We start from the raw sequence: 4,548 nt of genomic DNA, 5'->3' as shown, positions 1-4,548 counted from the left end.
AACCGGGCTACCGCATCATTCCTGCCCCCTTCAGCAGCAGGTAGATGCCGAACGCGAGGAATATCGCGGCGCACAAAGCCCCTCCGTACTTCAGCAGCTTCGCGCGCACCGGCTCAAGCACCTGCTTCATCCTGCCGGGAAAGAGAACGTACATCCCCAGCGGCGCGAGCGCCGGAAGCAGGAAAAAGAGCGAGGAGACCGACACGAGGGCCATTTCGTAAATTTTTCCCACGCCGGCCTGCGCGACCTGGTGCACAGCAGTGAAAAGCAGCAGCACCGCGTCGAAATTGGTTATATTGAGTATGAAAGCTATCGAGAACCACCTGAGCGGGCCGGCTCCTTTGTTCCTCCTTTGGATGCCGTCCCTTTCCTGCCCGTGCCTCAGGGACGCTATGCCGAAAAGAACTAAAAGCGCGCCGAGAACCAGGTCTGCAGATGATGAAATTGGCGCAGTTTTCCCGTCCGTTGGAGCTCCGCCGGCGAAAAGCCCGAAGCCGACTATGAGAAGCGCGGCAACCGCGGAACCGGCCGCAAAAAACACGGCTTTTTCCACCGCCTTTTCCTTAGAGCTCAGGATTGCGATAACGACCGCGAGTATGCCGGGTGACAAAGTGGACGCGATTCCGAGCGGGATTATCTTCAAAAGCAATTCCAGCATTTTTGACTCTTCCATCCTCCGGTTTTTAAAATCTTCGGAAAATAAATAGAGTGCTTATTGATTAATGATAGAACCGGATGTGGCTAGCTTACTGCAATGCTGAACGGAAAAAACGTGAAATGAATGGGAGCATACAAATACATCAAAGCGAATCTGGAAAAGGAATACAAGGAAAGGAACCCGCTCTACAAGCAGAAGGTGGTTGCGTGGAGGAAAGCAGGCGCCATGGAGCGCGTGCTCAAGCCCAGCAACCTCCCCCGCGCCCGCACGCTCGGATACAAGGCCAAGAACGGCTTCGTGATAGTCCGCGTGAGGGTGGAGAAGGGCAGGAGGAAAAGGCAGAGAACCTGGGGCGGAAGGAAGCCCAGGCACCGCTACCTTTTCGTGGCTCCGCAGATTTCCCACCAGGCGATGGGCGAACAGCGCGTCGCCAGGATGTACAAGAACCTCGAGGTGCTCAACTCCTACTGGGTCGGCGAAGACGGGAACTACAAGTTCTTCGAAGTGATACTCGCGGACCCGCTCATGGTGAAGGACGTGCCTGCGCTCAACAGGAAAGGCAGGGCGTTCCGCGGCCTCACCTCCCAGCTCAGGAAGGCAAGAGGACTGAAGGCAATCGGATGGAGGAAACAGCGCCTCTGAACGGGCGTATGACATGTACGACATAATCCGGGCGAAAGGGATTTCGCCCGAACCTTTTCATTTTTCCAAACTCTATTTCTATGAGGACGTGAAAGGCAGAATCGCGAAAGTGAAAAGCCTGGACGAGGCCGTGAAGCTCAAGAACAAGAAGGAACTGGTCATGCTCGAGGATTACAAAGAGGACATCGGGCTGATGAAGCTTTTCGGCTCAGGAAATTCCGCCTTCTTGATTGATTTGAGCCGGATAATGGAAACGTACGGGATGCAGCGCGCAACTGAAATGGCGCGCATGCGCCGTTTTGTCCGCGTATGCGTAAAATACGAAATACCGTTCGCGTTCGCTTCCTTCGCGAAAGACGAATTTTCAATGAGAAACAGCCGGGAGCTGTGCCACATCGCAACTTTGCTCGGCCTGAACGTGGGGCAGGCTAAATTCGCGCTGGAAAGATTAGGTTCTTATTTGGATTAGTCCTTTTTTTGGGTCGTTTCACGCCTTAAATGTGTTGCCTCTTCAAGCGCGTCCATATTTATTCTGCTTCTCGTCTCAATCACGTCCGGCGGCATTATGCAGACTCTCCTTTTTGGCCGCTGTCCGTTCCCTTTGTGGTCTCGCGCGTGCCCTGTATGCGGGCAGGTTTCGCTTTCTCCGAGTCGGCACCTATAGAACACCTTCCCATCTCGCACTCCTTTGAACGGCCCGATATGCCTGCAGCGATGCTGCTCCCCGGGGTCTATCATAGCTAAAGATACCTGTAAACGCCGTTGTTTCATCATCAACACCTTTCTACTTTTGTTCCGGCTTTTGCACGGGCCGGGGGTCATTTGTCCTAATTTCCTCCATTTCCTTCATCGCCTTTTCCGTTGGAACTACACATATGCGTTTTCCATCGTTTCCATCCACCGCCATCCATTCGCATTCCGCGCCTTCCCCGGCCTTGCATCGGAATACTCCAAGAACATCTGGAATTGGAGATACTAATGGTGTTTTTGTCCTGAAGTCGCACGTCCGCGGGTCTCTCTCTATTTTTGGCTTATTAAGATATGTTTTAGCATCTGTTTCCATTTTTTTCCCGAGCTTCTGTACCGGAGTTGCCATTTACCCACCGCATATTATATTGCCCCAAATGTTTTAAAAAAGATACTTTTGCGTGTTTACCTGGAGCAATGCCAATGATTACCTATTTATACGAATCAAGCCCAAATAATTCCATATGATTTCAAAAGCCGAGAAGCAATACTCCCAATTGGAGATTGAATCCATGCTGGAAGGCCCTGTGCGCGAGTGGTTCAAGTCCAAGTACAAGGAGTTCACCCCGCCGCAGAAATACGCGGTGATGGAAATAAGCGAGGGGAAAAACGTACTGATTTCCTCACCTACTGGCAGCGGAAAAACCCTCTCCGCGTTCATCTCCATAGTGAACGAGCTAATAAGAATGGGCAGGAATGAACAGCTCGAAGACAGGGTGTACGCCCTCTACATCTCTCCGCTCAAGGCGCTCAACAACGACATAAGGAGAAATCTGGAAGAGCCGCTTTCCGAAATAAGGGCAATTTACGAAGCTCATGGCGGGAAATTCCCTGAAATAAGGGTCGCAGTGCGCACCGGCGATACCCCTCAAAGCGAGAAGAGCAAGATGCTCAGGAAAGCCCCGCACATCCTCATAACCACCCCCGAAACTTTGGCGATAATACTCAACGCCCCGAAATTTTCCGAGAAGCTGGAGAACGTGAAATACGTGATTGTTGATGAGATACACGCGCTCGCGGAAAACAAGCGCGGGGTGCACCTTTCCCTGAGCCTGGAGCGCCTCGCCGCAAGGTGCAAACGCGATTTCGTGCGCATAGGGCTGAGCGCAACCGTGCATCCATTAGAAGAGGTCGCGAAATTCCTCGTGGGAGTCGGGCGCGACTGCCTCATAGTAGACGTTAACTATTTGAAAAAAACGCAGATAGAAGTAATCTCGCCAATAGACGATTTGATTTACACGCCCGCTGAAAAAGCTAACTCCCAGATGTACCAGCTCCTGGACAAGATAATATCCGAGCACAGGACCACCTTAATCTTCACCAACACAAGAAGCGCCACCGAGCGCGTAGTTTACCATCTCGGCTCCAAATTCGGGCAGAAATACATAGAGAACGTGGCGGCGCACCACAGCTCGCTCTCGCGCGAGCACCGCCTGGACGTGGAGGAGAAGCTGAAGCGCGGCGAGCTGAAGGTGGTTGTTTCATCCACCAGCCTCGAGCTCGGGATAGACATAGGGAGCATAGATGTCGTGATTCTCCTGGGCTCGCCGAAAAGCGTTTCCCGCGCGCTCCAGCGCATAGGGCGGAGCGGGCACAAGCTGCACGAAACCTCGAAAGGGATCATACTGGTACTGGACCGGGACGATTTGATTGAGGACGTGGTTTTGGCCTACGGCGCGAGGAACAGGCGCTTCGACAAGGTGCGCATTTACAGGAACGCGCTGGACGTCCTGGCCCAGCACGTGCTCGGCATGGCTCTGGAGAGGAAATGGAAAAAGGACGAAGCTTTCGAAGTCATAAGGAAAAGCTACTGCTACTCTGATTTGGAAAAAAACGATTTCGAGGACGTTCTCAAGTATCTGAGCGGCTTCTACTCCATGCTCGAGGAGCGCTACGTTTACGGGAAGATATGGTACGAGGGCGAGGAATTCGGAAAGCGCGGGAAATCCTCGCGCGCAATCTATTACATGAACATGGGCACCATACCTGACGAGCCCAAAATACTCGTTTTTGCGGACAAGAAATACATAGGGGAAATTGAGGAGAGCTTTGCCGAAAACCTTCTGTTAGGGGACGTGTTCGTACTAGGAGGGAAAACCTACGAATTCATGGGCAGCTACGCGAACCGCGTTTCAGTTGTTCCGGCGGAAAGCAAGAGGCCCACGGTCCCGGCCTGGTTTTCCGAAACGCTCCCTCTTTCCTACGAACTTGCGCTGGCCATAGAGAAATTCAGGATTGTCGCATCAGGGATGAAAGCAGAAGCCCTTATGGAGAAATTCCAGATTGATGGGAAAACGGCAAAGGCCATTTCAGGATACCTGCAAGAGCAGGCCCGCTTCTCCATAATCCCTGATGAGAAGGAATTCCTTGTTGAAGAGTGGAAGGACGACGAGGGATTCCCGAATTACATATTCCATTCGCTCTGCGGAAGGAAGGCCAACGACGCGATTGCGCGCGTCTTCGCCTTTGAACTCGGGAAAAAGAAGAAGTGCAACGTAGCC

At 52.5% G+C, this 4,548-nt stretch carries 5 protein-coding genes; 3 read left to right on the top strand and 2 right to left on the bottom strand.

Annotation, left to right across the window (positions count from 1 at the left end):
• Positions 1-7: 7 nt before the first annotated feature.
• Complete coding sequence (locus WC488_04730) at positions 8-658, bottom strand: GAP family protein (protein ID MFA5077705.1); 651 nt, start codon at positions 656-658, stop codon at positions 8-10.
• A gap of 123 nt (positions 659-781) precedes the next feature.
• On the opposite strand from WC488_04730, the gene WC488_04725 reads away from it, so the two are divergent.
• Together WC488_04725 and WC488_04720 are read left to right on the top strand one after the other, a co-directional pair.
• Positions 782-1,300, top strand: a complete 519-nt coding sequence (locus WC488_04725; protein MFA5077704.1) for a 50S ribosomal protein L15e — start codon at positions 782-784, stop codon at positions 1,298-1,300.
• Between the two features lie 13 nt (positions 1,301-1,313).
• Complete coding sequence (locus WC488_04720; GenBank protein MFA5077703.1) at positions 1,314-1,769, top strand: hypothetical protein; 456 nt, start codon at positions 1,314-1,316, stop codon at positions 1,767-1,769.
• Between the two features lie 315 nt (positions 1,770-2,084).
• Here the strand turns inward: WC488_04720 and WC488_04715 are convergent, their stop codons facing one another.
• Entirely contained in the window at positions 2,085-2,396 is a 312-nt protein-coding gene (locus WC488_04715) for a hypothetical protein (protein MFA5077702.1), read from the bottom strand.
• 115 nt (positions 2,397-2,511) lie between these two features.
• On the opposite strand from WC488_04715, the gene WC488_04710 reads away from it, so the two are divergent.
• Positions 2,512-4,548 (top strand): ATP-dependent helicase (locus WC488_04710; GenBank protein ID MFA5077701.1); only part of this gene is annotated, 2,037 nt, incomplete at its 3' end.

The organism is Candidatus Micrarchaeia archaeon (assembly GCA_041650355.1).
Taxonomy (GTDB): domain Archaea; phylum Micrarchaeota; class Micrarchaeia; order Anstonellales; family Bilamarchaeaceae; genus JAHJBR01.
Note: the sequence above shows the minus strand (reverse complement) of the source record. Positions and strands in the feature narration are given on the sequence as shown.

Excerpts from the sequence above, each read along its gene's own strand:
- WC488_04730 (MFA5077705.1), bottom strand. The coding sequence starts at position 658 with ATGCTGGAATTGCTTTTGAAGATAATCCCGCTCGGAATCGCGTCCACT.
- WC488_04725 (MFA5077704.1), top strand. The coding sequence starts at position 782 with ATGGGAGCATACAAATACATCAAAGCGAATCTGGAAAAGGAATACAAG.
- WC488_04720 (MFA5077703.1), top strand. The coding sequence starts at position 1,314 with ATGTACGACATAATCCGGGCGAAAGGGATTTCGCCCGAACCTTTTCAT.
- WC488_04715 (MFA5077702.1), bottom strand. The coding sequence starts at position 2,396 with ATGGCAACTCCGGTACAGAAGCTCGGGAAAAAAATGGAAACAGATGCT.